This is a genomic window from Streptomyces sp. UH6 (assembly GCF_013421635.1).
GTDB lineage: Bacteria > Actinomycetota > Actinomycetes > Streptomycetales > Streptomycetaceae > Streptomyces > Streptomyces abyssomicinicus.
The window spans coordinates 1-25,014 of sequence record NZ_JACADT010000016.1; the positions used below are offsets into that span (position 1 = coordinate 1).

24 protein-coding genes and 1 pseudogene are annotated in these 25,014 nt (G+C 69.9%); 11 read left to right on the top strand and 14 right to left on the bottom strand.

All coding sequences use genetic code 11. From position 1 onward, the window contains the following. Positions 1–10 precede the first annotated feature (10 nt). A complete protein-coding gene (locus HW445_RS02830; protein ID WP_180219435.1) occupies positions 11–283 on the bottom strand; it encodes a helix-turn-helix domain-containing protein in 273 nt (90 codons plus the stop codon). Between the two features lie 60 nt (positions 284–343). Here HW445_RS02830 and map point away from each other — a divergent pair, with 60 nt between their 5' ends. The 4 genes from map to HW445_RS02850 all read left to right on the top strand — a co-directional run bounded on the left by map (position 344) and on the right by HW445_RS02850 (position 4,524). Then, on the top strand, positions 344–1,111 hold the full coding sequence (gene map, locus HW445_RS02835; RefSeq protein WP_180219436.1) for a type I methionyl aminopeptidase: 768 nt from the start codon (positions 344–346) through the stop codon (positions 1,109–1,111). 390 nt (positions 1,112–1,501) lie between these two features. Further along, positions 1,502–2,197 (top strand): glycoside hydrolase family 11 protein, encoded by a 696-nt coding sequence (locus HW445_RS02840; protein WP_180219437.1) that lies wholly within the window; start codon positions 1,502–1,504, stop codon positions 2,195–2,197. 440 nt (positions 2,198–2,637) lie between these two features. Then, the gene (locus tag HW445_RS02845; RefSeq protein WP_180219438.1) at positions 2,638–4,017 is read left to right on the top strand and encodes an MFS transporter; all 1,380 of its coding nucleotides are present in this window, start codon (positions 2,638–2,640) and stop codon (positions 4,015–4,017) included. A 78-nt stretch (positions 4,018–4,095) separates the two neighbouring features. Beyond that, a complete protein-coding gene (locus HW445_RS02850) occupies positions 4,096–4,524 on the top strand; it encodes a VOC family protein (RefSeq protein ID WP_180219439.1) in 429 nt (142 codons plus the stop codon). An 81-nt stretch (positions 4,525–4,605) separates the two neighbouring features. Here the strand turns inward: HW445_RS02850 and HW445_RS34055 are convergent, their stop codons facing one another. Beyond that, on the bottom strand, positions 4,606–5,757 hold the full coding sequence (locus tag HW445_RS34055; protein WP_180219440.1) for an SMI1/KNR4 family protein: 1,152 nt from the start codon (positions 5,755–5,757) through the stop codon (positions 4,606–4,608). A gap of 122 nt (positions 5,758–5,879) precedes the next feature. Between HW445_RS34055 and HW445_RS02860 the strand changes: the two genes are divergently transcribed. Continuing rightward, entirely contained in the window at positions 5,880–6,233 is a 354-nt protein-coding gene (locus HW445_RS02860; RefSeq protein WP_257230796.1) for a hypothetical protein, read from the top strand. 76 nt (positions 6,234–6,309) lie between these two features. Here HW445_RS02860 and HW445_RS33165 read toward each other — a convergent pair whose 3' ends face one another. Beyond that, positions 6,310–6,435, bottom strand: coding sequence for a hypothetical protein (locus tag HW445_RS33165; RefSeq protein WP_257230797.1), 126 nt, complete (start codon positions 6,433–6,435; stop codon positions 6,310–6,312). A 436-nt stretch (positions 6,436–6,871) separates the two neighbouring features. On the opposite strand from HW445_RS33165, the gene HW445_RS02865 reads away from it, so the two are divergent. Further along, positions 6,872–7,288, top strand: a complete 417-nt coding sequence (locus HW445_RS02865) for a hypothetical protein (RefSeq protein ID WP_180219442.1) — start codon at positions 6,872–6,874, stop codon at positions 7,286–7,288. A gap of 12 nt (positions 7,289–7,300) precedes the next feature. Here the strand turns inward: HW445_RS02865 and HW445_RS02870 are convergent, their stop codons facing one another. The 4 genes from HW445_RS02870 to HW445_RS02885 all read right to left on the bottom strand — a co-directional run bounded on the left by HW445_RS02870 (position 7,301) and on the right by HW445_RS02885 (position 10,745). Further along, positions 7,301–8,143, bottom strand: a complete 843-nt coding sequence (locus tag HW445_RS02870; protein ID WP_180219443.1) for a helix-turn-helix domain-containing protein — start codon at positions 8,141–8,143, stop codon at positions 7,301–7,303. A 162-nt stretch (positions 8,144–8,305) separates the two neighbouring features. Further along, a complete protein-coding gene (locus tag HW445_RS02875; RefSeq protein ID WP_180219444.1) occupies positions 8,306–8,728 on the bottom strand; it encodes an HIT family protein in 423 nt (140 codons plus the stop codon). A gap of 74 nt (positions 8,729–8,802) precedes the next feature. Continuing rightward, positions 8,803–9,951 (bottom strand): ATP-binding protein, encoded by a 1,149-nt coding sequence (locus HW445_RS02880; RefSeq protein ID WP_180219445.1) that lies wholly within the window; start codon positions 9,949–9,951, stop codon positions 8,803–8,805. A 260-nt stretch (positions 9,952–10,211) separates the two neighbouring features. Continuing rightward, the gene (locus HW445_RS02885) at positions 10,212–10,745 is read right to left on the bottom strand and encodes a hypothetical protein (protein WP_180219446.1); all 534 of its coding nucleotides are present in this window, start codon (positions 10,743–10,745) and stop codon (positions 10,212–10,214) included. A 168-nt stretch (positions 10,746–10,913) separates the two neighbouring features. Here HW445_RS02885 and HW445_RS02890 point away from each other — a divergent pair, with 168 nt between their 5' ends. Both HW445_RS02890 and HW445_RS02895 read left to right on the top strand, forming a co-directional pair. Then, a complete protein-coding gene (locus HW445_RS02890; RefSeq protein WP_180219447.1) occupies positions 10,914–12,431 on the top strand; it encodes a S1 RNA-binding domain-containing protein in 1,518 nt (505 codons plus the stop codon). 148 nt (positions 12,432–12,579) lie between these two features. Then, entirely contained in the window at positions 12,580–13,233 is a 654-nt protein-coding gene (locus tag HW445_RS02895; RefSeq protein ID WP_180219448.1) for a hypothetical protein, read from the top strand. A 49-nt stretch (positions 13,234–13,282) separates the two neighbouring features. On the opposite strand, the gene HW445_RS33175 is transcribed toward HW445_RS02895, so the two are convergent. From HW445_RS33175 to HW445_RS02920, 6 genes and pseudogenes are all read right to left on the bottom strand, one after another. Further along, the gene (locus tag HW445_RS33175; RefSeq protein WP_257230798.1) at positions 13,283–13,411 is read right to left on the bottom strand and encodes a hypothetical protein; all 129 of its coding nucleotides are present in this window, start codon (positions 13,409–13,411) and stop codon (positions 13,283–13,285) included. 559 nt (positions 13,412–13,970) lie between these two features. After that, positions 13,971–14,981, bottom strand: a complete 1,011-nt coding sequence (locus tag HW445_RS02900) for a C-terminal binding protein (protein ID WP_180219449.1) — start codon at positions 14,979–14,981, stop codon at positions 13,971–13,973. Further along, the gene (locus tag HW445_RS02905) at positions 14,968–16,758 is read right to left on the bottom strand and encodes an IlvD/Edd family dehydratase (RefSeq protein ID WP_180219450.1); all 1,791 of its coding nucleotides are present in this window, start codon (positions 16,756–16,758) and stop codon (positions 14,968–14,970) included. Before HW445_RS02905 ends, HW445_RS02900 begins: the two co-directional genes overlap by 14 nt. A 542-nt stretch (positions 16,759–17,300) precedes the next feature. After that, on the bottom strand, positions 17,301–18,056 hold the full coding sequence (locus HW445_RS02910) for a gamma carbonic anhydrase family protein (protein ID WP_257230799.1): 756 nt from the start codon (positions 18,054–18,056) through the stop codon (positions 17,301–17,303). Continuing rightward, entirely contained in the window at positions 18,053–18,199 is a 147-nt protein-coding gene (locus tag HW445_RS02915) for a hypothetical protein (RefSeq protein ID WP_180219451.1), read from the bottom strand. Before HW445_RS02915 ends, HW445_RS02910 begins: the two co-directional genes overlap by 4 nt. A gap of 725 nt (positions 18,200–18,924) precedes the next feature. Then, positions 18,925–20,175, bottom strand: a pseudogene (locus HW445_RS02920) (RHS repeat-associated core domain-containing protein); the annotation flags it as partial. Positions 20,176–20,301: 126 nt separating this feature from the next. Here HW445_RS02920 and HW445_RS02925 point away from each other — a divergent pair. Continuing rightward, the gene (locus HW445_RS02925) at positions 20,302–21,540 is read left to right on the top strand and encodes a lipase (RefSeq protein ID WP_180219452.1); all 1,239 of its coding nucleotides are present in this window, start codon (positions 20,302–20,304) and stop codon (positions 21,538–21,540) included. 254 nt (positions 21,541–21,794) lie between these two features. Here HW445_RS02925 and HW445_RS02930 read toward each other — a convergent pair whose 3' ends face one another. Beyond that, positions 21,795–22,835 carry a hypothetical protein gene (locus tag HW445_RS02930; protein WP_180219453.1) on the bottom strand — a complete coding sequence of 347 codons (1,041 nt, stop codon included), beginning with the start codon at positions 22,833–22,835 and terminating at the stop codon, positions 21,795–21,797. Between the two features lie 1,072 nt (positions 22,836–23,907). On the opposite strand from HW445_RS02930, the gene HW445_RS02935 reads away from it, so the two are divergent. Both HW445_RS02935 and HW445_RS02940 read left to right on the top strand, forming a co-directional pair. After that, positions 23,908–24,477: a Chromate resistance protein ChrB gene (locus HW445_RS02935; RefSeq protein ID WP_180219454.1), complete on the top strand. Its 570-nt coding sequence runs from the start codon at positions 23,908–23,910 to the stop codon at positions 24,475–24,477. Between the two features lie 38 nt (positions 24,478–24,515). After that, a partial coding sequence (locus HW445_RS02940; RefSeq protein WP_180219455.1) for an MFS transporter occupies positions 24,516–25,014 on the top strand: 499 nt, incomplete at its 3' end.

Sequence of the window (25,014 nt, forward strand, 5' to 3'; positions counted from 1 at the left end):
CGCGGGCGCCTCAGGCCGACGCCCGCTCCTGCCACTCGGTGTCCTCGGCGCACGCCGCCGCCAACTCGTCCAGGGACACCTCCAGCGCAGCCGCGAGCGCCGCCACGGTGAAGAAGGCCGGGGTCGGGGCCCTGCCCGTCTCGATCTTGCGCAGCGTCTCCGCGGAGACACCCGCCGCCGCGGCCACGTCCGCCATGCTGCGCCCGCCACGAGCCCGGCGCAGCAGCGCGCCGAACCGCTCGCCGCGTTCCCGTTCCCACGCCGTCAGAGGAGTTCGCACCATGACCGTGATACTAATACCGGTATAAGTATTGGGTCACGTCGTGGTGGGGAGTCACAGCACATGGTGGAGATCAAGAGCGATGCCGCGCTTCAGGCGATGCGGGAGGCGGGGCGCGTGGTGGCGCGGGCGCTGGACGCGGTGCGCGAGGCGGCCGACGTCGGAGTGTCCTTGAAGGAGCTCGACGAGGCGGCCCGGACCGTCCTGGACGATGCGGGGGCCACCTCACCGTTCCTCGGCTACCGGCCCTCCTTCGCGCCGACGCCCTTCCCGGCGGTGATCTGCACCTCGGTCAACGACGCCGTGGTCCACGGCATCCCGACCGCCGACCGCCTCCGGGACGGAGACCTGGTCAGTGTCGACTGCGGCGCCCACCTCGACGGGTGGACCGGTGACGCGGCCATCACCTTCACCGTCGGAACGCCGCGCCCCGCCGATCTGGACCTGATCGACGCCACCCGGCGGGCCCTCGACGCCGGCATCGCCGCGGCCCGGGCCGGAGCGCGCATGGGGGACATCTCCCACGCCATCGGCACCGTCGCCGGCCGGGCCCGGTGCGGAATGCCCGCCGACTTCGGTGGCCACGGCATCGGCCGCAGCATGCACGAAGACCCGCACGTCCCCAACCGGGGCCGCCCCGGCCGCGGTTACCCGCTTCGCCACGGCCTGGTCCTCGCCATCGAGCCCATGCTGATGGCCGGTGGGAGCGACAGCTACCGTACCGACGCCGACGGCTGGACCCTGCGCACGACCGACGGGAGCCGGGCGGCGCACATCGAGCACACGGTCGCCATCACGGACGAGGGCCCTCGCATCCTCACGCTGCCCTGACTGCGGCGCTGCGGCACTGCGGCACTCCGGCATTGCGGCACTCCGGCACTCCGGACCCCGCCACTCCGGCCCGCCGCGCCCCAGGAACCCCGACCGCTTTCGCCTGTCGATTCGAAACTGTCGGAATCCTTGGCATCGGTTTCCCTCCGGAAACATGGGGAGTCATGACCTCATCCCATGCTGCGCCCATGGCCAAGGGTGCGACCTGCGGAGATAAGACCCGGTCGATCCGTCGCGGCGTGCGTATGTTTCGTGACGCCGGTCGAAAGTATTGACATGGTCACAGGCCTGTCACCACACTCGCGTCACGCTCTCCGAAGGGCCCCCGGCCGGCGCGCGGCCCTTCGGTCGGCCGTCCGGTTCCCCCGCAAGGCTTCAGCAGGAGGAAACATGCACCCCGACGGCACCTCCGCCCGCGGTCTGAGCCGCAGGGGTTTCGTCGGGGGAACCGGCGCCCTCGTCGCCGCCACGTCCGGGCTGCTGCTGTCCGGCACGGCCCATGCAGGCACGACCGGCACGACCGTCACGGCCAACCGGACAGGCACCGACAACGGGTACTCCTACTCGTTCTGGACCGACGCCCCCAACACCGTCTCCATGACCCTGAAGGGGGGCGGCGGCTACAGCACGTCGTGGCGGAACACCGGCAACTTCGTCGCCGGCAAGGGCTGGAGCAACGGCAGCCGCAGGACGGTCGGCTACTCGGGCAGCTTCGCGCCGTCCGGCAACGCCTACCTGTGCCTCTACGGCTGGACGGCGAACCCGTTGGTCGAGTACTACGTCGTCGACAACTGGGGAACCTACCGTCCCACCGGCACCCACAGGGGCACGGTCACCAGCGACGGCGGAACGTACGACATCTACCAGACCACCCGGTACAACGCCCCCTCCGTGGAGGGCACCAGGACGTTCAGCCAGTACTGGAGCGTCCGTCGGCAGAAGCGGACCGGCGGCACCATCACGACCGGCAACCACTTCGACGCCTGGTCCGGCGTCGGTATGCGTCTGGGCAGCTTCGACCACTACATGATCATGGCAACCGAGGGCTACCAGAGCTCCGGAAGCTCCAGCATCAGCGTCGGCTGAATCGCCCCGGACACCGCGGGCAGACGCCGCCGCGCCGCGCCCCGGGGCAACCGTGGGAAGCGCACCCTCGAGCATTCGCATGCGCAGACACCTCGAGCACGCGACAACTCCTGGAACACCCCACGCCGCGACCGCGAGTGCGCCCCCCTTGTTCCGCGGCCCCGCGTCCCCACCAGCCGGAAAGCCCCGTCGAAGGTGTCCCGCGCCACCCATCACCCGGGCAGGGGCGCGAAATCGCACCACTCGGGGCGATTGCGGTGAGCCCGCGCACAGGCGTCACACCACCTGATGGTGAGGCCATATCAACCCCGTCGCCCGAAGGTGTTCTTGTTCCGGCATTACGGTCGAAGCGACGCGCGTCGTTTCCTAGCGTGAATGGCATATGCACGGACCTCCCTGCGCACCGGGCCAGTCCGACGGGCCGTGCGCAAGGAAGCTCCATGGACACTTTCCGCACGGTCCGCAGTTTCCCGCCGGCCGTCCGGTTCCTGCTGGTGAACCAACTCGGAATCGACATCGGCACGTTTCTGCTGTTCCCCTTCCTCGCCGGCCACCTGACCGGCGACCTCGACATGTCCTCGGCCACCGTCGGTGTGGTCCTGGCCACCATTCAGCTCAGCCACCAAGGGCTGGTCGTCGTCGGAGGCACGGCGTCCGACCGGTTCGGCGGACACCGCGTCATCCCGATCGGCTGCCTGATGCGCCTCTCGGGGTTCGCCCTGTTCGCCTTCGTCGACGGGGTCCGCGCCGTCCTCGTCGCCTCCGTCCTCACCGGCGTCGCCGGGGCGCTGCTCTACCCGGCGATGCGGGCCTGCGCCGCCCAGGCCGCGCCACCGGACCGCCGCGCCGAGGTCTTCGCGATGCTCAACGTCTTCACCGCGACCGGCGGCCTCATGGGCCTGGCCCTGGGCAGCGTGCTCTGCATGATCGACTTCCGGGCGACCGCGGTCACGGCGGCCGCGGTGCTGATGGTGATGACGATGATCCAGCTCTTCGCCCTCCCCGCCCTGGCCACACTGGACTGGGCCAACCGCCGCTGCCGCAGCCGATCCGCCGTGCACGGCTGCCTCTTCATCCTGCGGGACAGGAACTTCCTGGCCTTCTCCCTCACCATGACCGCCCTCACGGCCCTGGAGAACCAGATCTACCTGCTCTTCGTCAGTACGTCCCAACAGGTGTCCGGTCAGCTCGCGGCCGCGGCCGTCATGCCCATGGTCGGCGCGGTGGCGAGCCTGGCGCTGCAACTGCGGGTGACGCGCATGGTCCGGGCCAGAGGCGGGCCCGCCGCCTGGATCGCCCCGGGTCTGGCCCTGATGGGCCTCGCCTTCGTACCCCCGCTCCTGACGGTGTCCTCCGGCTCTCCGCCGGCGGGCGACCGGACGGGCACCGTGCTGCTCCTGGTCCCGCTGGCGGTCGGCGCGTTCCTGCTCGCGCTCGGCCAGATGGCCGCCCAGCCGTCGTACCTCGAACTGGTCACCCGCCATTCGGTCGGCGGTCTGGTCGGTACCTACTTCGGCTTCTTCTACGTCATCTCCGGCATCGCCGCCTCCGCCTGCACCAGCGCGGTGGGATGGGCCATGGACATCGGGGAACGCACCGGCCGACTGTGGCTCCCCTGGTCGTGCTGCGCGGTCCTCGGCCTCCTCTCCGCCGCCGGCGTCATCTGGATCCGCCACCTCGGCCTACTCCCTGGCGAGAACGACGCCCCGGCACCGCGCAAGGACCGCACCCGCGCGGGCGTACCACCCCCACGGCGAAGGCAGGGCAAGCGGGACCACGCCAAGAGGCGGGCGGGTTCTTCCCAGCGGGCCCGAAGATGACGCCCACCACCGGCGTGCGGCCCGCGCTCCGTGGGACCCGGGATTTCGGTACAGGGCAGGCGGCAATATGGTGGGCCGATGTCTTCGGTCAAGAAATTCCAGGTCACTTTCGACTGCGCGGAACCTGAACGCCTGGCTCGTTTCTGGTGCGAGGTGCTGGGGTACGTCGTACCGCCGCCGCCGGAGGGGTTCGCGGACTGGGCCGACTTCAAGGCCTCGCAGCCGCCTGAGCAGCAGGACTCCTGGTTCGCCTGCATCGACCCCTCGGGTGTGGGCCCGCGGTTGTACTTCCAGCGTGTCCCGGAGGGGAAGGCCGCCAAGAACCGGGTGCACCTCGACGTGCGGGTCGGCACCGGACTCAAGGGCGAGGAGCGCCTCGCCGCACTCGAGGCCGAACGCGAACGGCTGGTCCCGCTCGGCGCGGTGCACGTGACCACGCTGTACGACGGCAACGACGCGTGCATTCCGATGCTGGACATCGAGGGCAACGAGTTCTGCATCGACTGAGGACCGCGACGGCCCTCCCACCGGACGCGAGGACCCCGGCCCTGCCAGGGAAAGCTCTCAGGCGGAACGGGGACCTCGCGGTCAGCGCTGCTCCTGGGCGTACTGAGCCGCATACCAGCCGGAGTCGACGGCCGGGTTGCGGAGGGTCCCCCAGAAACGGTCGTCAGGTATCGGCGGCAGGGGCGGGCCACCCAGGTCCGCGTGCAGATCCGCACGCCAGGCCACGGTGAGGCGGCTGCGGATGCCCGCGATCTCGCACACGGACCTGTAGGGCGAACCCCAGATCCCGTGGACCATCGCCTCCGCGGCCCACTTGCGATGGCTGTCCCGGTGGGTGTCCGCCTCCACCAGCACCTTGCGCAGTCGCAGGGCCAGCGGGTCGGTCTGCTCCGGCCGGGACGGAGCTTCGCCGCGCTCCGATGTGTCCAGGGCCGACCCGACCTCCGGGTACTTGCCCAGGCCCGTCTCGACGGCCAGTCTGCGCAGCTGCTTCCGCGCGGCCTCTGCCACCCGCTCACGCGGCAGGACCGCGATCAGGGCGCCGAGTTCCTCGAGTCCGTCCAGGTGGCTCACGTGGAGGAGGTCGGTGGGGCCGCAGGACAGGTCCAGCTCCGGCAGCTGCTCGTCCGGTGCGGGAAGGGGATCTCCGGCATCGCCCCACTCCGGGCGGGCAGGGCTCGCCCACTCCCAGAACAGCCGCCCGTCGAACGTGACGGCGCCCGCGTCCGGGCCGCGCTCCAACTGGTCGGCCAGCTCCGCCAGATATGCACCCAGTGAGTCGGCGTGCCCGAAGGCGGTACCGGTCTCGTCGAAGAACCGTCCGACCGCACCGAACGAGTCCCGCTCAGGACGGCAGTCGATCACGAGGCCGTCGGACGTCGCCCCGTAGGAACCGAACTTCACGTAGCCGTGGTGCCAGTAGGACTCGCTCTCCTCCTCGTCAAGGTCTGCGGCGACGCCGCGCATGAACCTGGTGTCCTCGAGGATCCCGGCCACTCCGAGCGGCCGGTCGTGCGTGCTGAAGAGGAAGGCCTCCGCCCTGTCCACCGCGCCGTTGTGCCGGAGCAGCGACGCGATCAGGTCGGGAGGGAAGGTGACACCCAGTTCCTCCTGCGCTGCTGCCATCTCCTCACGGCCCGCAGGCTGCCCGAGCGTCGCGAAGGTACGCGGGGCATGCCGGCGCAGCCACTCGTCGACACGGTTCCACGCATCCTGGACCAAGTCCTCTGCCATGGGGACGACCCTAAGGACAGGCACTGACATCACGTGCTCACTCGCCCACGCCGAACCCTTGCCGGTATCGTCCGCTCTCCCGCCCCGCCGTACCGGCGGCCTACGTCCGGAGAGCGATGCACATGACCAGCCGGCAGGCAACGACGACCCTGTGGCGCCCCACCGGTCCCACGGAGCTGGATCTGGTGCGGGAGCTGAACTGGCGGGCGTGGCCGCCCCGGCTCCCCGAGCAGCCGATCTTCTACCCAGTCCTGAACGAGGACTACGCGATCAGGATCGCCCGGGACTGGAACGTGAAGCACGACGGCGCGGGCTTCGTCACGCGTTTCGAGGTCGAGTCGGAGTTCTTGACCCGCTATCCCGTCCAGCAGGCCGGCGGCCGGACGATCCTTGAGCTCTGGGTTCCGGCCGAGGAGCTGGACGACTTCAACGCCCACATCGTCGGCGAGATCCAGCTGGTCCACGAGTTCCGCTGAGGCGGGCAAGGATGCCCGGGGTCCCGCCGGGTCGGTGCGATGATCCCGCCGCGGCCGGCGTGCGAAGTCGTGCCGGTCACAACGCCGCGAGGCGGATCGAGGTACCGACGGTTTCCAGGGGGACGACCGGCCGGCGATGTGGGGCGTCGCCGGTACCGCCCTGGTGTTCCACGAGGTCGGGCGCGGTGACCGTCACGACCATGGAGGTCAGCTCCAGCCCCGCGCCCCGTGTCCCCTGCGGCTCAGGGTTGCGTCAGCCTCTGGAGGAGCGCGGCAATCCCGGCCTCGTCGGCAACGAGGGGGAGCGTGTCGGAGGAAAGGCTCCCCCTCGGCCCCGGGCCCTCACCGTGGCGAGCGCCGCGACCAGCAGGCCGCTCCGCCCGAGCACCGCCGTCCTGCCGGTCCCGCGCCGCGCCTGTTGCCCTGTCGTCATGCCGGATCCTCATCCTGATCCCTGCGTCGGCGACGTCACCCTGCCTGCCGACGCGTGAAAGATCGATTACCTGAGAGGTAATCGACCCGTTCCGCGCCGCCTGGCAGGGTTGCGGTGACAGGGCCTGACCAGCGCATACGGCCAGGACCACGCCTCGACCAGCGCACTTCAGCGCGCACACCACCACGCCGGAGGACGATCAGTCATGACCGCGACCCTCATCACCACCCTCGGGCGCAGCAACGAGCCCGTCACCCTGCTGCGCCGCTTCCTGGCCCTCGACGCCGTCGTCACCACCGCCAACGGCCTGGCCTACCTCGCCGCGTCAGGCCCCCTCGGGCGACTGCTCGGAGTCGACTCCGGGCTGCTGCTCGGGCTCGGGGCGTTCCTCGTGCTGTTCGGCGCCGGGGTGGGCTCCCTGGCGGCGCGGAGACTGCCTCCGGCCCTCGCCGTGAAGTGGGTGATCGAGGCCAACCTCGCCTGGGCACTGGCGAGCCTCGTCGCTCTCTTCGCCTGGTTCGACGCCAGCCCTGCCGGGACCGTGTGGATTCCGGCGCAGGCCCTCACGGTCTTCGGGTTCGCCGTGCTCCAGCACATGGCGCTGCGCGCCGCCGAAGACTGAAGGGCCGCACCGTCAGCGGCTGCGGCGGTTCAGGAAGGCGACCGTCTCCGCGTCGGCCGGGAGGAACGTCTCGATGGCCAGCTCGGAGACGGTCACGTCCATGGGGGTGTTGAAGGTGCTGATCGAGGAGACGAAGGACAGCACGCGCCCTTCGTGCTCGACCTGGAGGGGCAGCGCGAAGTACGGGTGAGCCGATCCGTCGTCCCGCGGCTGCCCGACGCCGCTCCCGGCTCCCTCATTCGGCTGACCACCCGTCACCGGCGCGGCCACCGGATAGGCGGCCACCTCCTCGTACAGGGCGCGCAGGGAATCCGAACGCAGATGTGCGATCTGACGCTCCATCTGGGACAGCAGGTGTCCGCGCCACTCCGGCAGGTTCCGGATCCTGGAGGCCATCCCCTGCGGATGCAGGGTGAGCCGCATGGCGTTCAGCGGGGGAGTGAGCAGATGCTCCGGCACACCCTCCAGCAGCATCAGGATCCCCTGGTTGGCGGCCACCACGTTGTAGCAGCCGTCGACGACGAGCGCCGGATAGGGCTCGTAGCCGCGCAGCAGCCGCTCGATGCCCTCCCGCAGCGCGCTCATCGCCGGGTCCTCCAGAGACGTCTCCGAGTAGTGCGGCGCGTAACCGGCGGCCAGGAACAGCGCGTTGCGATCGCGTACGGGTATCTCCAGGTGCTCGGCGAGCCGGAGGATCATCGGTTCGCTCGGGCGGGAGCGCCCCGTCTCGATGAAGCTGATGTGACGGGCCGAGGAGTCGGCGCGCAGTGCCAGCTCCAGCTGGCTGAGCCGACGCCGCTCGCGCCAGCCGCGCAACAGCGGTCCCACACCCTTGTCGAGGGAGGCAGTCGTCATGTGATGACCGTATCGCGGTCCGCGATCACGCAAGAACGAGTACGGAGCCGCCCGAATCGCCTGTAGGGGGTGTGCCGAGCCTTCGACCCGGCTCGGGCGGCACCGGTGGACCGTCGGGCGCACCGCGGACCGGCCGGGCCGCTTCCGTCGGCCGCACCGCCGCTACGAGCGCAGGGCCGAGCGCGACACCGCATCGGCAAGTCGTGTGACAGGGTCGCCGACCACCTGGTGCTTGGACCGCTGCAACGGCCAGGTCGAGAACCCGTCGTCCGACCAACGGGGAACTACATGGAAGTGCACATGGGGAACCGACTGCTCTGATCCTGGACCGTTGGCGCTGAGGATGTCCACGCCTCCGGCCGTCAGCCCGGACCGCATCTTTCCGGCAAGGAGCTGGACCAGCGCCATCGTGTCGGCCAGGACATCCGGCGGCGTCTCGAAGATGTCGGCGTAGTGGGATGTCGGAACCACCAAGGTGTGACCTGGCGCCAGTGGGTCCAACGGAGCAAACGCGGAGGCCACAGGCCCCCGGACCACCCAACGAGCGGTGTCGTCGCGTATCAGGCGACAGAAGACGCAGTCCATACGATCTGACTCTGCCACACCGCCCCGCGGCCCAGCGGGCTTCGACCTCGGCTCGAGGGAGGGGGACACCCCTGTCACCGGTGGGCGGCCGCCGCGATCCGGGCGAGGACGACCGTCGCCTGCGCCGGGTTGGCGCGGAGCCAGGGGGTCAGGTGCTCTCGGACGGCCTCGGCGACGCAGGCGCGTACGGGTCCGTTGACCAGCCGGTCGCGGGTTGCCCCCTCGAACTCGGGCCGATCCAGTTTCACCGACACGACCGCCGTGAGGCCGGCGCCGAGCTGGGTGGGGGTGAACTCGGGGTCGGACGGCCCGAGGAGTTGCTGCTCCCGGGCACAGGCGGCGAGCGCGGCCGCCAGGCCGTCCCGGAAGCCGAGCTCGTGCGTGCCGCCACCGGTGGTCGGCCGGCTGTTGGCGTAGCTCGCGATCCGTGCGTCGTGGCAGTCGCACCAGCGGAGGGCCACTTCCATGGTTCCCCCCATCTCGGAGTACTCGCGCTCGAAGCCGATCACGTCCGGGTGGAGTGGGGCGCTCTGTTCCGCGATGTGGTCCCCCGGGCCGCCCGGGAAGCGGAAGCACACGGTCCGGGGCGTCGCGGGGTCGCGGTCGTCGGTCAAGGTGATGTCCAGCTCGCGGTTCAGAAAGGCCACTTCCCTGAACCGCCCGGCCAGTGCGTCGAACGAGAATTCCAACGTCTCGAAGATCTCGGCGTCGGGCCAGAAGGTGATCACGGTCCCGCTGGTGTCGGCCGGCCCGGTGCGGGTGGGCGACCCGACAGGCACGCCTTGCTCGTACTCCAGCACCCAGCGGCCGCCGTCGCGCCGTACCTCTGCCAGCAGACGGCTCGACAAGGCGTTGACGACCGCCAGTGCCAGGCCGAAGCAACTGACCAGCGCGCGCCGGTCGGCGGGTGGCGCCCCGCACCGGAGCACGGTCAACCGGTCCTCCAGCGGAGGGCCGTCACCGTGGCCGGCGTGCCCGACCGCAAGACCCGTGCCGTCGTCGGCCACACGGACGCCGCCGTCAGCGGTGAGGGTGATCTCCACACGGCCGGCGGTGCCGCTGAGGACCTCGTTCAGTGCCTGCTCTGCGGCCTCGAACACCAGTTGGTGAAGACCGCGTTCACCGACCGATCCGATGTACATCCCGGGCCGCTTCCGAACTGCCTCCAGGCCCTCCAGAACCACGATCGTGCTCGCGTCGTACGTAAGGGATTCCTCGCTCATGATGCCGCCTCCGAGATGGTCCGACAGAGGCCTCCCAACCTAGGCAATTTCCAGAAGAAGACCAGGCCAGGGCCGATCCGGCGAAGCAGCGAGCGGGCTCCTGCCGGGCGATCGGAAGCGGTCGGCGGGGAGGAGTGCGCGCCGACGCGGCAAGGCCTGCCGCAGCCCTCCGGGACCGCCTGTGACACCGTTTCCGTCGGCCGTCGAGCCACTGTTTTCGAGGAACCTCCCTCTCCACCGAGGCCGCGTGGCAGCGCGTTTCACGAGGTGGTTCGCCACCGGGGAGCGTCGAGGCCGGGTTGGCCGGGGCCGGCGAAGTGGAACGGCACGGCGAACCGCTCGGCCAGGGCGCGACCGACCCTCTCCGCTTCCTGCGCCTCGGGCCACGGCGGAACCGTGCCGTTGATCAGTCGCATGTCACTGCCGTGCCGGATCACGGCGAGTCGGTGTTCGGTGGCCGGGTCGTCCGTGAGCGCCACCAGGTCCACGCACCAGCCATCGGTGTCACCGTCCCACAGCGCTTCGATGGCGACCGTCCGGCCCGGCAGTGCCTCCACCTCCTCCACCAGCGTCACCAGGTCCAGCGGAGGGCTCGGCCGGCGCTCGAAGCGCCGGCCCAGCTCCCGGTAACGCTCCGCGACCACGTCGAGTGTCTCGTACAGGCCTGGCCGGGACTCGGCCGGGAACGCCTCGCGGATACGGGCGACTGCGGCAAGCCGATGGTCCTGCTGGATCACGCTGTCCACGGCGGAGCGTTCGGCAGCCGACAACGCGGCCCACACGGGGGAGTCCATGCCGGTAGTAAAGCCGCCCCGACTCCGCGTCTCCCGTTCGGGTCGCCGTTGCCCGGAACGCATCCTGCTCGCGCCGTGCCAGGTGCCGGTAGAGTGCGCGGATGATCATTTCCCCCGTCCACCCCCGACCGGCCCGCAGGGCGACCACGAGCATCCCGGGCCGCTGACATGGCGCCCTTCGTGTACCGCATCACCCCGTACGACCCTGCCGACCTCGACGCGGCGGCCGACGGAGACAGCACCCTCATCGCGTACGACTCCCGAGAACGCGTCGCCGCTGCCTGTGTGGCGGCCGTGGCCGGGTTCGCGCTCGACGACGGCGTCCAGCAGATGACGATCGACAATCCCATGACCGAGGGGTTCTTCTCCTTCTCCGTCCTCGTGGGACGAGGGGGACATGGGCTGAGCGGGCTCTTTCCCCGTGACAGCGTCGGGTTCCACGACGGCGCGCGCGTCCCCCTCGCCACCGGTCTCGGGTTGCTGCGGGCGATGGTGCTGCGCGAGGGCGCCTGGTGCCGGCTGCGGGCCGACAACGGATTCTTCGTCCACGTCGGCGACCGGGACGACATATACGTCGGCGGGGGCAGGGACCAGGAGAGCGCGGTGTCCCGCACCCGCCTTCTCGGGCTGTTCGCCGACCGGGTCGCGAGTTCACCCTACGACCCGGCCCTCGACGGGACCGACGCCTCGCGGAGCGCCGACGAGGAGTTCTGGTCCGAGGTCCGTGCGCTGGTCGCCGACCGCGGCGGAGTCCTGCTGGAGGAGCGTCCGACCGGCAACGCCTACCGCTGGCACCGCCTGACGACCGCACACGAGGTTGAGGCTGTGCGTGAGCGTCTGACCCCGCGGGCGCGGCTGGCGGTATGGCCGGACCTCACCGACGACGTCGAGGGGATCCGTGCCGCCGTCGTACGCGGGGAACGCCTTCACCTGCTCGTACAGCAGCATCCGGGCGGGGGGTTCCACAAGGAGTGTGTCGCCGAACCCGGGGGACGCGCCGACGTGCCGCATCCCCGGATCACCGAGGGCCCGGGCCACCGCCACGCATTGGTCCCGCTGGAACGAGCTGATCGCCATCCCCTGCTCGCTGCGGTGCTGCCCGACGAGGACGGTGTCCTTCGGGCACGCTGGCGCACCAACCGCAGCAGGGCCGAGGAGCGGCGGACGTTCCTCGGCTCGCTGCGCGTGGGTGAGGCCGTCACCGGCGTCGTCGCGTCGGGTCTCCACGACGTCGGGGTGTACGTGCACCTCGACGACGACCTGGGCCGTTTCCTCGGCTTCCTCCGTGTACCCGAGATGTCCTGGACCCGTTTCGACTCGGTGGACGACATCGCCCCGATCGGCCGGGTGATCCGTGCCGAGATCATCGGCATCGACTTCGCACGGGAGCAGGTGAGCCTGTCCATGAAGGCGCTGCAGCCCGACCCCTGGCAGCACCATGCCGATACCTGCAAGGCCGGGGACACGGTCTCGGGGACGGTGACCGAGCTGGTGCCGTTGGGCGCGTTCGTCCGGATAAGGGAGGGCGTCGAGGGTCTTGTCCACCTGACCGAGTTGGCCGATCGCCATGTCGGGTCGCCGCAGGAGGTGGTCGCGGTCGGCGACCAGGTCCGGGTAGTCGTCCTCGACGTGGACCGCCGGCGTCGCCGCATCAGCCTTTCCCTCAGACGCGCCCAACGGGGGTGAGCGTTGCCTCCGTCGCGGAGGCCGGTGGTCGAGGTGTCGCCGACGACCGGGCAAGCAGGGCATGTCCCGATCACCGAGGTGTCGCCCGTGATGGTCCGCGTCGTCGCCCCGGTGCTGTGGTGTCGGCAGCCGCCCGTAATCTCTGGCCATGCAGACAACTCTGATGATCTACGACGGCCTCACCTCGGCCGACTCCGACGCCCCCCGTACCGGGGGCGTGCCGCTGGCGCCCGCGGGATTCACCTGGCCCTTGTGCGGCTCCTGCTGCGGAGAGCCACTGCAGTTCTTCGCCCACCTCCCCGTCGAGTACGGCGTCCTGTCGGTGTTCGTCTGCCAGAACGACCCGGGCGCGTGTGAGTCCTGGGACGCGGAATCCGGCGCGAACCGGGTCTACCTGTTTCCGCGGGAGGAACTGCAGCCGGTGGCCGTGCCCGAGACCGGAGTGACCCTCCTGCCCGCCACCTCGGCCATCCGCACGCACGTCGTCGCTCTCGACCCCGAAGAGATCGACGATGACGACGAACTCGCGCCCGACCCGTACGACCTCGCTCGCTCGGGATGGAAACGGGGCCCGGACGAGCCCTTCGGAAGGCAACGCGAAGTGCTCGGATCGCTCGGAGGCAGCCCTTCCTACCTGGAGGACGACCGACTGCCCGCATGCCCCTCCTGCACCGGCACGATGGATTTCGCGGCACATCTGGAGGAAGGGATATCCGTGCAGACCGCGATGAACCTCGGTGGCCAGCTGGGCTACGTCTTCGTCTGCCGCGCTTGCCGCGAAGGTGCCTTCCTCACCGACTGAGCACACCACGCGGGTCATCCCCGGAGCCGAAGGAGGCCTGCTGTCACGCTCAGCACCTGCGATGCCACCACGCCAGCTCCGGGTCCGCCGTCGGCTCGTGATGCGTTCGCCCGAGGAGCACCACGTCCAGGCGCTCCACCCGTACCCGGAGTTCGGCGGCGGCTCTCGGCGGAAGCATGAACAGAGCGTCCCGCAATGTGTCCCGGGCCCAGCCCTCACCGCAGCAAGGGCAGGTGAACTCAGCCTCCCACGGCCGCCAACGGCGTCTGACGCCATGGACGCGCACGGACCACACGCTCAACGCCACCGCCACGATGCCGGGAGACAATCGCTCCCGTTCGAGCACACGGACGGCGGCATTCGCCGCCCCCGACAGTCCGGGGACATCGCGATACCGCACCCAGGGACTTCCCCCGCCACGTTCCCGTGACCGCAGCGAAGCCGGTCTTCTACGCGGCACGGCCCCTTCGCATGCACGTCATGCCCCGTATCCTTCCACAGCCAGTGATCAGCCGGGACAGAACCTCAAGGCAGTTCGGGAAGCCGGAACGAGTACCGGCCGAGCCGTTCCGGCTCCGACGTCGGCCAGAACCGGTTCCGACAGCATTCGGCTCCGGCCGTGCTCGATCCCAGGCGCCGGAGGCTCCTCCGTTGCACGAACTGGACGACCCGGACCCGGACGGCCTCGACGCGGTCGTGGTCACCGGCGATGGCGCGGACGACGGCTCCCGCGAGGCCTACGGGCGGGAGCCGGCGGTCAGGTCGTTGACCGGGAAGCGCGCCGGTCGCCCGGTCAGGACCCGCACCGCCTCTTCGGCGGCGATGGTCCGGACGATTCTCAGTGATTCCTCGGAGTAGTAGGCGGCGTGAGGAGTGACGATCACGTTGGGCAGTGCGAAGAGCGGGTTGTCGGCGCGCCACTCGCGCTGCTTCGCGGGTTCCTCCTCGAGGTCGTCCAGCGCCGCCCCGGCGATCCACCCTTCGGCCAGTGCCTCCTGGAGCGCCGCGTCCTCCACGATGGGACCGCGTGCGGTGTTGACGAGGACGGCCGTCGGCTTCATCCGGCGGAGTGTCGCACGGTCGAAGGTGTGGTGTGTCTGTGGCGTGAGCGGCGCCTGGACCACCACATGGTCGGCGCCTTCCACCAAGTCGTCGAAGGACACCGGCCGAACCTGGCACGCCCGGATCTCGGACTCGTCGAGAAACGGGTCGTGTGCCCAGACCTCGACACCGAACGCCTTCGCGCGTGCGGCGATGAGCCGTGCGATGGCGCCGAAGGACAGCAGCCCCAGCACCTGTCCGCTCAGCCGGTGGATGGGCTCCCCGGTCTGCCAGCGCCACTCACCCTGCCGGGTCGCCCGGTCGTACCGGCAGATCCTGCGGGCGGCCGCGAGCCAGAGCGCGACGGCGTGATCGGCGACCTCTTCGGCGCACCACTCGTTCGGTGCGTTCGTGACCTGGATGCCGTGCCGGGTCGCGGCACCGACGTCGACGATGTCCACACCGGTGCCGTATCGCGCGATCACCCGGCAACGGGTCAACGCCTCCACGGCACGGGATCCGACACGCGCGTACTGCGTCAGGACGCCGGCGGCCTCCCGGCCCGCTTCGATCACCTCGTCCTCGCTCTTGCACTGCGCGGTAAGGAGCCGGAGTCCGGCGCCTTCGACGATGGCGCGTTCGATGTCCACGTCACCGAAGTCGTAGTCGGCGATCAGGACCGCGTCGCTGGATTCAGTGCGAGTCACGAGGGATTCCCTTGGTGTGGACGAGATCCTGGTACGACACGGCGAATTCCAGGCAGCCTCCGCTGTCGAGCTGGCCGACCGTGGATCGGTAGATCTCCTGCCACGGCGTCTGGTTCTCCAGCACCGGGGGAGTGTGACGGGCCCACCGCTCGGCGATCTCCTCGTCCGGCAGCAGGACGTCGACGCGAGCGTTGTCCAGGTCGATACGGATCCGGTCGCCCGTGCGCAGGACGGCGAGGTTGCCGCCGACCGCGGCCTCGGGGCTGGCGTTGAGGATGGACGGTGCGTCCGACGTACCGCTCTGCCGGCCGTCGCCGAGTGTCGGCAGCGCCGTGACGCCTCGCTGCGCCAGCGCCGAGGGGAGTTCCATGTTCACGACCTCGGCGGAGCCCGGGTATGCCACCGGCCCGGCGTAACGGAGCACGAGAATGCAGTCCTGGTCGATGCCGAGCGACGGGTCCTCGATCCGAGCGTGGTAGTCCTCCGGCCCGTCGAAGACGACGGCCCGGAAGACGAACACCGACGGCTCGTCCGAGTGCGGCGAGCGGCGGTCCCGGAAGGCGTTGGCGACGACGGACGTCTTCATGATCGCGGAATCGAACAAGTTCCCCGTCATGACGAGCAGTCCGCCGTGCTCGGTGACGGGGTCCTCGTAGGGGCGGATGACCGCCGGATCGGCAGGCGGCGCCGCCTCCAGGTTCTCGGCCACCGTACGGCCCGAGACCGTCACGGCATCCGTGTGCAGACGCCCCTCCTCCAGCAGTGACCGCATGACCGCCGGGACACCGCCCGCACGGTGGAAGTCCTCGCCGAGGAACTCCCCGGCCGGAGCGAGGTTCACCAGCACCGGAACGTCGCGTCCGACGTGCTGCCAGTCCTGGTTGGTCAGCTCCACCCCGACGTGACGCGCGATGGCGTTGATGTGGATGGGTACGTTGGTCGAGGCGGCGATGGCCGATGCGACGACGATCGAGTTCTCGAAAGCCTGCCGGGTCATGATCTTGCGGGGAGTCAGGTCCTCACGCACCAAGGCCACCGCCCGGCGGCCCGTCTCGTAGGCCATCTGCGCCCGCTCGCTGTAAGGGGCAGGGATCGACGCGCAGCCGGGCAGGGACATTCCCAGGGCCTCGGCCAGACTGTTCATCGACAGTGCGGTGCCCATCGTGTTGCAGTGCCCGATGCTGGGCGCGGAGGCGGTCACCCGTGCCAGATATTCGTCGTAATCGATCTGTCCACTGGCGAGCAGGCGCTTCGACTGCCAGATCACCAGTCCCGAGCCCGTCCGCATGCCGCGGTGATAGCCGTTGAGCATGGGACCCCCGGAGAGGACGATCGCCGGGATGTTCACCGTCGCCGCCGCCGTCAGGCACGCGGGCGTCGTCTTGTCGCAGCCCGTCGTCAGCACCACCCCGTCGAGCGGATACCCGTAGAGCACCTCCACCAGGCCGAGATAGGCGAGGTTGCGGTCCAGCGCGGCGGTGGGGCGCTTCCCGGTCTCCTGCAAGGGATGGACCGGGAACTCCAGCGGGATGCCACCACCGTCGCGGACCCCGTCCTTGATCCGGTCGGCGAGGGCGAGGTGGTGCCGGTTGCAGGGAACGAGATCACTGCCTGTCTGGGCGATGCCGATGATCGGTCGGCCGGACTGCAGCTCTGACCTCGTGAGACCGAAGTTGAGGAACCGTTCGAGGTACAGCGCCGTCATCGCCGGCTTCGCCGCGTTCGCCCACCATGCCTGGCTGCGCAGCTCCACAGGGGAGACCTTCTCCGGTGACACGGTCACCTCCCGGCGGAGCCGGCCGAGCTCTTCGCGGGGTCCGCCCAGCCCGCTCCGACCACGACGCGTTCTGTCACCCGGCGCTGGACAGCCACGGATCCTCCTCGGCTCATCGGTGGCGAGCGGTGCACGCGTTGCGGCCGTCGCACGGGGCATCGTCTCCAGCTTGGCCGGAGACGAGCCGCGCGCAGCCTGGGAGGGCCAGATGAGGGGGTCCGGCCACGACGCTCCGTCGCCCGGCCGCTCCCTTGGGAGCTGGCCGAGCAGCGGTACGACCAGAGGGTCGAGCACTGCGCGCGCTCCGGCTGGAGCGCCCGCGCAACGCCAAGCGGGAGCGCGCCAGGCCGCACGCGGGGCCGACGCGCTCCGCCGTAGCCGCCGAACGCCTGGCGGCAGCGCTGCGCGCCCGAACCGCCGTTGTGATGGACAGGCCTGCGTCAGGGAGTCAGTGCTGCTGTCACTCGACGCGTGCGGGGTGTGAACGCGATGGACCGTGCGTGCTCCTTCGGGCCAGTGCGCGCACCGGCCCTCACGGTGCCCGGTCACATCTCGTCCGGCCGCGGTTCCCTCTCGCCGAGATCCAGAACCTCGTCGTCCGCGTGCGCGCCGAACTCGGCGACGCGCACCTCCGCGATGCGTTCGTACCGGCTGATCCGGTCGGTCCACTCCGCATCGACGCCGAACGCCACCTGCGCGAAGCCCACCCGGCCGACGGCCTCGGCCAGGCCCGGATCGCCAGGAGCCAGCAGCCGCACCGGCGTGTCAAGCGCCACGGTGCTCGGCGGCACGAAGTACTCGTCCGGCACGACGGTGCGCGCATGGACGAGCGCGCCGACAGCGACAACCGAGCCGGCCCCCAGCCGCGCGCCCTGCAGGACCGTCGCCGTGGTCGCCACGTAGGAGCACCTGCCGATCGCGCAGCCCAGCAGCGTGGCATGCGGCCCCACGAAAACGTGGTCCTCGACGAGCACCGGCTGATCGCCGGCGACCGCAGAACCGCGCAGCACCGCGTTCTCGCAGATCACCGTCGCCTCCCCGACCTCGATCCGAGACCCCTCGGCATCGAGCACCGCGCCGTACATCACCCGCGCCCTTGGCCCCACGCGGACATCACCGACCAGCGTGGCCGTCGGGGCGATGTAAGCGGTGGGATGGACCTGCGGTTCATGCCCGCGGTGCCGGATGCGGATTCCCTGCGACTCAGCGTTCATGAACGGATTCTCGCTCGCGGGGTCGCGATCATGCTGGCGGATTTCCGACGTCACACGGGGGTGGACCGAGCCCTCGTAGGCGGTCATCCGAGCCGAGCCGAGGCTGCGGCGAGAGTGAGTAAGCACCGGCCGGTGAACATCAGGACGCGGTCGGTGTGGCCGTGCAGGTCGCCGGGGACGGTTCCCTCCTCGAGGAAGCCGTCGAGGACTGTCGCGTCGTCGGCGCCCATGTCAGCCGACCTTCGCTGCCGGGGCCTGGTGGGCGGAGGTCTGCGGATCGTGGACCGTCTTGCGGGCATTCCGGCGCCGGCGCTTCGGGGGCCGACGGCGCGCGCCCAGCCGCGGAGAGCGGCGAACTGTCGGCGGGTACGTCCCCTGCCGGCGTCGGCCGGAACGCCTGGAGCAGGCCCGGAGCAAGCGAGTCATGCTCAAGGGGAGGGCATCCGGATGACCGGATGCCCTCCCCTCGGTCATGCTGCCGGCATCCATGCCGCGTACATGTGTACGGCTGGCCGGGAAGACGGGTCAAAGTGCCGAACACGCGCTGCACGGATGCGGACAGATGGGTTTACTCATCACGCCGCGCCCATCGCGTGCTCTTCCTCGCTCACCGACGGCGGGACAGGACGACGAGAACCGCCAGGGTGAAGGCGACGAAAACCAGGACGATTCCCCATGTCGGCAGGTCGGATGCAGACGTGGGCATGATCAGCGACATCGTCACCGCGGGAGCCCTTTCCGAAAGAAGTAGAGCCCGCTCACGACGAGAAAGGCACCCATGAAGATCGGCAGCACCGCTCGCGTGTTTCCGTCACCGGCATCTTCCACTCCGAGGTAGAACAGAGTGACGCCGCAAACGAATGCCACGAGTCCTCCGATCACCACTGCGGCCCTGCGCATGGGTTCCCTCCCTGTCTCCTATGGGCGATGTGCACAACGCGCCCGGCCTTCAGGATCAGCTGTAGGCGGCGGTGGTCGCTCCGGCGTACCCGGCGGCCACGACGGAACACCCGGTCATGGCCCAGTCACCCATGCCCGTGACGTCGCCGAAGCTGAGAAGTCCGCTCGGGTCGATGCGGTTGACGGGATCGTCTTCGGCGTAGAGGTAGGGGCTCTTCTCCTGGCCGGAGGGGTCGGGGCTGTTGAAGCGGCCGATGTTGGGGTCGTAGTAGCGGGCCTCGTAGTGGTAGAGCCCGGTGGGGTCTCGGTAGCCGCCGGCGAACCGGTACGGCTGGGGGACCTGTTCCGTGGTGGCGGCGCGGGTGACGCCGCGGGGGCTGTAGCTGTAGGTGTTCACCTTGGCGCCGGTGTCGTCGGCGAGCGCGACGACGGAGCCGATGGCGTCGGTGAGGTAGTAGTAGCTCTTGCCCCCGGTCGGCATGGAGTTGAGGGTTCCCCCGGGTTCCCGGTTGAAGCTCATGTCCACACCGCCGGTGGTCTTCGCGGACAGGCCCGGGGGGCCGTTGCGGAAGAAGGTGTCGCCGAGGCGGATGCGCTCGCTCCGGTCGGTCGAGCCGTACTGGCCGGAGCAGGTCGTGCCGTCGACGGTGAGCGAGGTGAACTGCGAGTGGTCCGACCACTTCTCGGCGGTGCGGGTGCCGACGTTGCCGGCCGCCCTGTAGGTGAGGCGGGTCTGAGACCCGTCCTGCAGGGTGCGGACGGTTTCCCGGTTCAGCGGGTCGAAGGCGTAGCCGACCACACCGGTGTTGCCGGAACGCTGCACGAGGTTGCCGTTCCCGTCGTAGGCGTAGCTGACGGCGAGGTAGTGGGACGAGTCGACCTTCACCACACGGTCGCGCTCGTCGTACTCGTAGATGACCGTCACCCCGCGCCCGTCGCGGACCGTGGACGGCCGGCCGAGGTCGTCGTAGGTGTAGGTCGTCACGCCGAGCGGGGCGGGCGGGGTGACCTTGGTCAGGTTGCCCTTGGCGTCGTAGGTGAAGGCGATGGACACCGACTTCGTGGAGCTCATCTCGGTGGTGGCCTTGCAGCGCTGGCCTTCGAAGCCGCCGCAGGGTGGGGTGGCCGGGTTGTAGTCGAACGTCTGGTTGCCGCCGCCGGTGCCGGTCACCGCGACCGACTTGGTGTTGCCGGCGGAGTCGTAGGTGTAGTCGGTCTTCTCACCGTCCGGCGTGGTCGTCGTGCCGGGCAGGTCCGCGCCCGACACCGTCTGGTACGCGGCAGACGCTGTCGCCCCGGTGGGGAGTTCCGCGGGCCCGGCCGTGCGCGGCCGACCCTGACGAGGTGCTGAAGAGTCACCGGGGTGGAACCAGGGTGGCGTCCGCCTGTCGGCGGATGCTCCGGGCACCCGCCCGGGCGGAGATTGGGCGCCATGCGAATCCCACCGGTCGTGAACACCTCCACGTCTCTCGCCCTGTGCCTGGTCGTCGCGGCAGGGGCTGCCGCTTCCGCCGCGCCTCCCACTCCGCCCTCGCCCGCCGCTGATGAGGGGATACGGTTCGCGTTGCCGGAGTCGTCGGGGCAGCACCCGGTGGGGAGCACCGAGCTTCACCTCGTCGACGGCGACAGGAGCGACCCGTGGGCCACCGACGACAGAGCCCGGGAGCTGATGGTCAGCATCTGGTATCCGGCCCGTCGGGCGATCGGACATCCGCGTCAGCCCTACATGCCTCCCGGCGTCGCGCGTGCGGTGGACGAGTCCGGCTCCTTCCAGCTCGCCGGACCCGGCCGGATCGACTGGGCCGGCATCCGGACGGAGGCGGCCGTGATGGCCCCGGTGGACGACCGTCAGGCCAGGCCTGTCGTGCTGTACTCACCGGGCCTGCAGATCTCCCGGACGCTCGGCACCGCGACAGCGGTGGAGCTCGCGAGCCACGGCTATGTCGTCGTCACCGTGGACCACACCTTCGAGGCTTCCGCGGTGGAGTTTCCGCGGGGCAGGGTCGAACTGCAGAAGCCGATGTCCGGCATCGCGGCACTCAAGCAGGTCATGGACACCCGGATGCGCGACACCCGCTTCGTCCTCGACCAGCTCGCCGTGCTGCAGACCGGCGGCAACCCCGACGCCGAGGGGCGCCGACTGCCCAAAGGGCTGCGGAAGGCGCTGAACCTGGAGCGGGTCGGGATGTACGGGCATTCGGGCGGCGGCGCCACCGCGGCCGAGACCATGCGCGTGGATCGCCGTATCGACGCGGGCATCAACATGGACGGCACGCTGCAGTACAGCGACAGCGATTTCCTCCCCGTGGCCCGGGAAGGACTGGACCGCCCGTTCATGCTCATGGGAAAGGCCAACCAGACCCACCTCAACAAGCCCTCCTGGGCTTCCTTCTGGGACCGCTCGACAGGCTGGAAGCGCGATCTGAGCCTGGAACAGGGCAGTCACTTCAGTTACACGGATGCCCAGTCGTTCGTGCCGGCCTTGGACGAGCACCTGGACATTCCGGCCCAGCTCCGCGAGCAGTACATCGGCACGGTGGACCCCGGCCGCAGCACCGCCGCGCAGCGCGCCTTCATCACCGCGTTCTTCGACCAGCACCTGCGCGGCCGGCCCCAGGACCTCTTGCACGGGCCTTCCGCCGCCCACCCGGACGTGCGCTTCATCGACTGATTACGGCCGGGCGACCGGGCGGACACCGCACAGCCAGGACCACTTCGACGAGCGGCGCGTACGGCACGGCGGTCGAGCCCGGCTCCTGCGGACGCCTCTACGGCACCCCATGCGGCCACGAACACGCCTGCTTCTCCGAACTAAGTCCGGCTTCATTCGAGGCGTCGCGCCTGTCGTGTTACCTGCGTCTGCATAGAGGCGACCTCGCCGCCCATTCGGCAAGCTGCCGGTGGTTCGGGGGGCGACCACCGCCATCAATCCAGCGGGATGACAGGCCTGACGAGGGTGCCGCGGGTGTGCGGGCGTTGCGCGACGAAGTCGCCCTGTTCGGGGTCGCGATAGGAGCTCGCCCGAATCAACCACTTGGCGAACCAGGGTTCGCCGCCGCATTCGGCACCGCCGCCGTCGGCGCCACGGACCTCGCGGCGGTCGGCGGTCAGCTCCCACTTGTAGGAGTTCTGGGCCATGTGCAGTCCTGACAGCGTCGGCGATGCTGTGGCGACGCGGACGCCGTCGGGCATGACAAGGGTGTTGTCGTCTTCGAGCCATCGGGTCGGCATGCGGTCGCCCCAGGGGAACAGACCTCGTGCGCCGAATGCGTAGGCGTGCTCCCATTCATCGGGAGTGGGCAGGCGTCGGCCGGTCCGAGCCAGCTCATCGGTGATCGTCTCGTAGGTGGTGTGGGCCGCGAGCCACGCCGCCGTGGGGTTTCCGTCTGGGTCGAAGCGGACTCGGCCGTGGGTGCCCGTGTCGGTTTCGGGCAGGATGAAATCGTCGACGAGTTCCTGGTATCCCGGCTTCCACTTCTGGATGAGCGCGGTGATGATCGGGTGGTCGAGGGGAGCCTCACTCACGCCGGCCTCGTCAGCGTGCGTTGCAGCGAGGAACGCCTTCACAAGCGCGGTACGGGGGCGCGAGGTGATCGCCGCGATGTGCTCGCGGATCTCCTCGACAGTACTGTCGGTCTGGCGGGCGCGGGCCTCAGCCCGGTCATCCGGCTCAAGGTCGGCGTACTCGGGGAACAGGTCCAGCGCCGAATAGCTACCAAGATAGGACAGGACCTCGTCGTCGGTCGGCGTCCAGGATTCGGGGTCGAAGCCGAGTTGGGCGTGTCCGCCCGGGACGAAGGTGAACGGTCTCCCGTCGACCTCGATGATCGCGTTGTAGGCGGTTCGTCCGGCGAATTCGTGAAGGTGGACGGACGTGACGACACCGCCTACCGTTCGAGCGGTGGCTGCAGCCTCCTTTTGGTCGCAGTGGAGCCACTCGTCGAGGGTGATATCGGCAGTCGACATGCCGCGGAGTATGCCGGAACCGGCCGACAGCCGAGACGTCGAGTCCTTGAGCGTTCGGGACCCTGGTCGGACCCAGGCTGTCTCGGCCTGTTGAAGTGTCCCCCTCGTCACCGTGGCGACGTGTGCGGAAGCTGCGACGCGACCCGGCACCGCAGGTCGACGCTCAGCCGGCTGCGTCGGGCGATCCGGGTGAGTTTGTCCTCAGGGCTGGGTAGACCGCTTTGTGCTCCATTGTCGTGTCGATGCTCCGGTGTCCGTAGATCACCTGGGCGTCTGGGGTGTCTGTGTGTTGGCCGTGTGCTTGGCCCTGGGTGTGCCCCGGGCTGACGCCGAGGCTCGACTCCGCGATGTTGACTTCTGGGCCGCCATGACCGCGGCCATCAGCGCCAAGTAGCACTTCATCGGCAAGGCTGGGGTAGTGCGGGCCGTGGCAGGATGACGACATGTTGATCCGAAAGGCTGATGCCGCGTAGGCGTCCGAAAAGGCTGCGCGCGGAGCGGTGGCGGCCCGGAAAAGGTGTCCCGGTTCGTCGGATCCGCGGGGTTTCAGCGGCCACTCGCGTGGCGATCCGGAAGCTGGAAGAACAGCGTCTGTGGTCGGGGGCGGTGGCCCCGCCGCCCTGGCGGAGTGCCGACGGTATCTGGGGCAACCCGGGCGCGTTCTGCCGGATCCGGTGGTGGGCTGCGACTGCTGCGACCCTCTGGTGGCGCGAGACCTCCTGGAGGATGTGCTGCTGTGGCTTCCCCGTGGCGCTCAGGCTGATCTCGGCAGGATCGTCGCCGGATTGGACGCCGAGTTCGACCGCAGGGCCGTCTCCCTCAGCTCCCACCACGTGCTGGCAACTCCGTTCAGTGCCTGCGGATATTGGCGCCGGAGATTCATGGAGAACTGAGGGCCGGGTGGTTGCACGCCGCTGAGCGCTGAGCGTTCAGCGTTCATGGCTCAGGCGACAGCCACGCCGCTCCGCCCGGCGCCGGGCGGCGGGTTGTCTCTGGAGATCAACCAGCGGTCGAGGACGATCTGAGTCTTCTCACGTCCATCATCGATGTAACGCCTGATACATTCTCAGGCGTGACGGAGAAGGCTGAGCAGACGATCCGGTGGCTGATCCTGGTGATCAAGCTGCCCGCGGACCCCTCCCGGCACCGCGTGGCGGTGTGGCGGGAGTTGCGCAGGATCGGAGCTCTCTCCCTGGGTCAGGGCGTCTGGGCGGTTCCGGAGGTGCCGGTCTTCGCGGACGGCGTCCGGCGTGCCCTCGAACTCACCGACGCCGCAGGCGGTCAGGGCCTGACACTCCAGGCGTCCGGTCGTTCCGAGCAGGACGCGGCCCGCTTCCGGGAGATGTTCACCGCCGCACGCTCGGCGGACTGGGTGGAGTTCCTCGCGGACTGCGGCAAGTTCGAGGAGGAGATCGCCAAGGAGATCCGGATCGCCAAGTTCACCCTGGCCGAGCTGGAGGAAGAGGAACAGAGCCTGGAGCGGCTGCGTCGTTGGCACCGTGACCTGACCGCCCGGGACGTCTTCGGCGCCCCCGAAGCGGCCGAGGCCGCCGAGCGGCTCAAGCACTGTGCTGCCGTCTGCGAGGACTACTCCGAGCGCGTCTTCGGCGCGCTGCATTCCACCGACGAGGGCATGTCGTGACCACTCACCCCACAACTCCGGCCGCTCCGAGGCAGGCCATGTGGCCTCTGTACGCGGCCGGGTTCACGACCGCCTTCGGTGCTCACGGCATCGCCGCCAACCTCGGCGGCTTCTCCGAGGACGCCGTCACCTCCCTGATCGTCCTGGGTGGACTGCTCGCCCTGTACGACGGGGCGGAGGTCCTGCTCAAGCCCGTCTTCGGCTCGCTCGCCGACCGGATAGGCGGCAAGCCCGTCCTCCTCGGCGGCCTCGTCGCCTTCGCCGCCGCGTCCGCGCTGTACGCGATCGCCGACAGCCCCGGCTGGCTGTGGGCCGCCCGTCTCGGCCAGGGCGCCGCCGCCTCCGCGTTCTCCCCCTCGGCCTCCGCGATGGTCGCGCGTCTCAACCCGGCCGCCAAGCGCGGGCGCGCGTTCGGCTCCTACGGCTTCTACAAGTCGATCGGCTACACCCTCGGTCCGCTCCTGGGCGGCCTCCTGGTCTGGGCCGGCGGGCTGCGCCTGCTGTTCACGGTCATGGCCCTGTGCGCGGCCGCCGTCG